At 31.0% G+C, this 4,514-nt stretch carries 3 protein-coding genes and 1 other annotated feature; of the genes, 2 read left to right on the forward strand and 1 reads right to left on the reverse strand.

The features are described 5' to 3' along the window. Positions 1-22: 22 nt before the first annotated feature. Positions 23-251: a binding site (T-box leader), on the reverse strand. Positions 252-593: 342 nt separating this feature from the next. Together RR409_RS20780 and hflX are read left to right on the forward strand one after the other, a co-directional pair. Beyond that, a complete protein-coding gene (locus tag RR409_RS20780; protein ID WP_332559688.1) occupies positions 594-1,430 on the forward strand; it encodes a DegV family protein in 837 nt (278 codons plus the stop codon). Positions 1,431-2,266: 836 nt separating this feature from the next. Then, positions 2,267-3,535, forward strand: a complete 1,269-nt coding sequence (gene hflX / locus RR409_RS20785) for a GTPase HflX (RefSeq protein ID WP_332559689.1) — start codon at positions 2,267-2,269, stop codon at positions 3,533-3,535. A gap of 299 nt (positions 3,536-3,834) precedes the next feature. Here the strand turns inward: hflX and RR409_RS20790 are convergent. Continuing rightward, on the reverse strand, positions 3,835-4,514 hold a 680-nt coding region (locus RR409_RS20790; RefSeq protein ID WP_332559690.1), incomplete at its 5' end, for a CAP domain-containing protein.

A 4,514-nucleotide genomic window follows, 5' to 3' on the forward strand; every position in this document is an offset into this window, starting at 1 on the left:
AAAAATAAAAGCTCTCACTCCATGTAGGAGTGAGAGCATAAGCTTCACGGTACCATCCTAATTTGACAAAAAATTTATTTAAGTCATCTCTAAGCCCTTTAACGGTGGCATCCGGTTTACTCTACTTATAAAAATGTTCAAGTAAACTTCTCTGGGAGGTCCTTCAATATTACTGTTCTCATGGAGCTCTCACCATCCTCCACTCGCTTTGGATACTAACTAATACCTACTTTTCCCTTCATAGAATTAAATTGTTTTTTATTATTCTATTATTAATATAAGCAAATGTCAAGATTATATTACAACTATTTAAAAAATTCTTTTACTTTAGATAATTCACTTAGCTATAGATGAAAACCATAAATTAGAAGTTATAAACCAAATCAAAAGTGGTAATATTAACATTAACTTTGATTTTAAACAACTAAATGATATAATTAATGTAAATATAACCCATTAAAAACATTGGCTTTAGATTAGATGGGAGTAGGTAAATAGATTTTACGTTTCTCGAAAAATATGAAGAAAGTTCTCTAGAATTGTTTTGCATTATGGATTGTAATTATATTAAGTAAGCAAGGAGCGTAGCGAATATGGGAATTAAAATTGTTGCAGACAGTAGTTGTGATTTATCAAAAGAGCTCAAAGAACAAATGAATATTGAAATGGCCCCACTAATATTGCAACTAGGGGAAAAAAGTTATGTAGATGACGAAAATTTAAATGTAAATGAGTACGTTAAGGCTATGGGACAGAGTGAAACTTCACCTAGAACAGCATGCCCATCACCACAGGATTATATGAAAAGATATCAGGGGGATGACAGCATATTTGTAGTTACACTATCTAATAGATTAAGTGGAAGTTTTAACAGCGCAGTATTAGCAAAAAATATATTTTTAGAAGAAGTGGGTGAAAAGTTCATTCATGTATTTGACTCCTTTAGTGCTTCAGCTGGTGAAACCCTAATTGCTCTTAAAATTAATGAATTAGCTAAGAAGAATTTTAGCGATATACAAATCCTTGATAAGGTTACAAGTTATATAAAAGAAATGAAAACATTTTTCTTGCTAGAAAGCTTAGATCATTTAGCAAAAGCAGGTAGATTAAATCCTATTGTTGCAAAGATAGCAGGAATGTTTTCTATTAAACCTATCATGGGAGCTACAGATGAAGGTGAAATTAAACTAGTTGAGAAGACTAGAGGATATAAAAAGGCCTTCAAAAGATTTGTGGAAGTTATTGGAGAAGAGGGTACAAACCTTGAAGAAAGAGTCCTTGCAATAGCTCATTGTAATTGTGTAGATAGAGCATTGGAATTTAAGGATGAGATTTTAAAGAAATATAATTTTAAAGATATAGTTATTGTTGAGATGGGTGGATTAAGTTCAACTTATGCGGATGATGGTGGATTAGTTATTGCATTTTAGATAAAGCATACACTACATCAATCGTAGATTTACAATGAGTTAACCTTTTTAAAATAAAGAGTAGAAATATAAGTTATAGTATGAGATCATAGGTATTTAATATTACAGTATATGGAATTTACATTGGACAATTATAGAGTGATATGCTATAATTAAATAAAATATTTAAAGATGAGGTGTTAACGGTGTTAGTTTTCTTTTTAAGATTCCGTGATTTAGTTTAATAAAATAACTAAATAGATTATAAGGTGCAAAACTCAAAGAGTTTTGGTTTATTTGTGTACCTTATTTTGGACTCTTTCAAAGAATATTTATGACCTCTTTAATACCAATAAAACATCTTTAATTAAAAGCATATTTTTATGTTTTTATTAATAATGTATTTTAAGGTTGCAGGTGAATTATATTCATTTGTAGCCTTTTTATTATGCAAGGAGGAATTAAAAATGATTTTAAAGGCATGTATATTTAGCATCAGATTAAGAGCATAGTACCGGGATTATGACTTCCTACTTTTAAGGTATATTCGAAAGTAATAAACAATTATGTTTGTATATATTGTATCTTACTGCGATGATAGAAAATACTGATAGTCTACTATCAGCATAGATTATCTCATTGTTAGACTCATAATATATTTAATATCCTTGAGACATTATTTTATCTAATGTGCAGTGGGAACTCTCATTTAATTTTTACTTGCAAAGTAAAATCCCTTTAAATGTGGAAAGCATCATGATTCCGTGCTATGAATAACTAAAAATAGCAAAATCAATTTATTATCAATGTAAAAACTCATAATCAATAAATTGATTATTTAAAGGAGAGTAAAGTATATGGAAGAAAGACAAAAGGCACTATTAGTAGGTGCAAATTTAAATAATAAATCAGACTTTAAGGAATCTATGGAGGAGCTATGTAATTTAGCAATTGCTTGTGATTTTGAAGTAGTGGGAGAGATAGTACAAAACTTAAAGTCCACTAACAACTCCCATTACATTGGAACAGGTAAAGTTAAAGAAGTTCTAAGTTTATTAGAAGAACATCAAAGTGATGTAGTTATCTTCAATAATGAGTTAACTCCTTCACAATTACGTAATCTTGAAAAAACACTAAAGTGTAGAATTTTAGATAGAACAGCGCTAATCTTGGAGATATTTGCTCAGAGGGCAAAAACCCATGAGGCAAAACTACAGGTTGAGGTAACGAATTTAAAATATATGCTACCTAGATTGATGGGGTCACGAGAAGAGTTAGGACGACAAGGTGGGGGAGTAGGTACAAAAAACAAAGGTGTTGGAGAGAAAAAAATAGAGCTTGACCGTAGAAAAATTGAAGAAAGAATAGTGGCTTTAAATAAAGAATTAGAAAACATTGTATTTCAAAGACAAACTCAACGTAAAAGAAGAAATAAAAGAGATCTGCCACTGGTTTCATTAGTTGGTTATACCAATGCAGGTAAATCCACAGTAATGAATGGAATGATAGATACCTTTAAGAACTCTGATGATAAGAAAGTATTTGAGAAGGATATGTTATTTGCAACCCTTGAAACATCAGTAAGAAGTATAATTCTTCCAGACAATAAAAATTTCTTATTATCTGATACCGTTGGCTTTGTTAGCAACTTACCTCACGATTTGATAAAAGCCTTTCGCTCAACGCTAGAAGAAGTGTGTGAAGCAGATTTATTGATTCATGTAGTGGATTTCTCAAATCCTAATTACAAACATCAAATAGAGGTTACAATTGATACTCTAAACCAAATAGGAGCAGGTGATATACCAGTAATCTATGCCTATAACAAGGTTGATTTAGTAGAGGGGCCAATTACAGAAGAGAAAAATCACAGTGTATTTATTTCAGCTAAGAAAAAAATAGGAATGGATAACTTAATCAAGTTAATAAGCCAAAAAGTTTTTACAGATTATGTTCACTGTGAAATGTTAATACCTTATGATAAGGGAGACGTAGTTTCCTATTTAAGAGAGAAGACTAATGTAAAATCTATAAAGTATGAAAGTAATGGGACTTTACTAGCTTTAGAATGCAGTAAAGTTGATTACGTGAAATATGAAGAATTTATAATAGCTCATGAGCTATAAGTGAAAGCGATCAAGTCTTATAATTATAATATTAACTATAGAATCACAATGAGTTTGATTATATTGTAAATATAGAAATTCATATAAATTGTTAAGTTGCATAACAGCCATAAATTAATATAACTATAAAAACTGTAAGAAGTTCAACAATAAAAATAAAAAAAGATGTAGGGGATTTGATCACCTACATCTTTCTATTTATTATAAGAAAATTAATAGAAATTCTTCTTCACTAATTTTCTTAATTCTAATTTTAAACTAATTGTTACTTTGTACAAATTCTTACTTTAAGTTAAGAATTAGTTAGTTGAGAAATGTTGTGTTGCATAAACCCAGTTACCCTCACTGCTAAACACCACTCCTGCAGACATTTTAGTCCAGTTTGCATTTAGAATGTTAGCTCTATGTCCTGGTGAGTTCATCCATTGATCTACAAGGTATTTAGCTGTAGTTGTAGACTCTGAATAACCTTGGCTGTAGAATAAGTTTTCACCATAACTATTTGTATTATACTTGAAGTATTTAGTTGCTAAATCCATTGGACTTGCATTGTTTAGTGATGGTGTGTTGTGTGCAAAGTAGTTATGCTGAAGCATGTTGTTAGACTTATATCTTGCGATTGGTCTCATTTGCTCTTCCCAAGTTAATGGGTTTAAACCTGCTTTTGCTCTTTCTGCATTAACATAAGTTAAAATCTCTTTTTCTACTGCGTCCATATATTTAAAGCTCTTATTGCTTGGGTTAGCAGGAACACCGCTTGGCACACTTGTGCTTGGGGTTGTAGCTGGGGTCTCAACTTTAGGTGCTTCTGTTTTTGGTTCTTCCTTAACAGGCACTTCCACCTTTGGTTCTTCAATTACTGGAACTTCAATCACTGGATCCTCAGTTTTTGGTTCATCGATTACAGGCACTTCTACTACTGGTACTTCTACCTTTGGATCTTCAGTTTTTGGAGTTTCTACTGTAGTATCTGGATTTG

The sequence above is a fragment of the Clostridium sp. genome, assembly GCF_036642255.1.
GTDB lineage: Bacteria > Bacillota > Clostridia > Clostridiales > Clostridiaceae > Clostridium_J.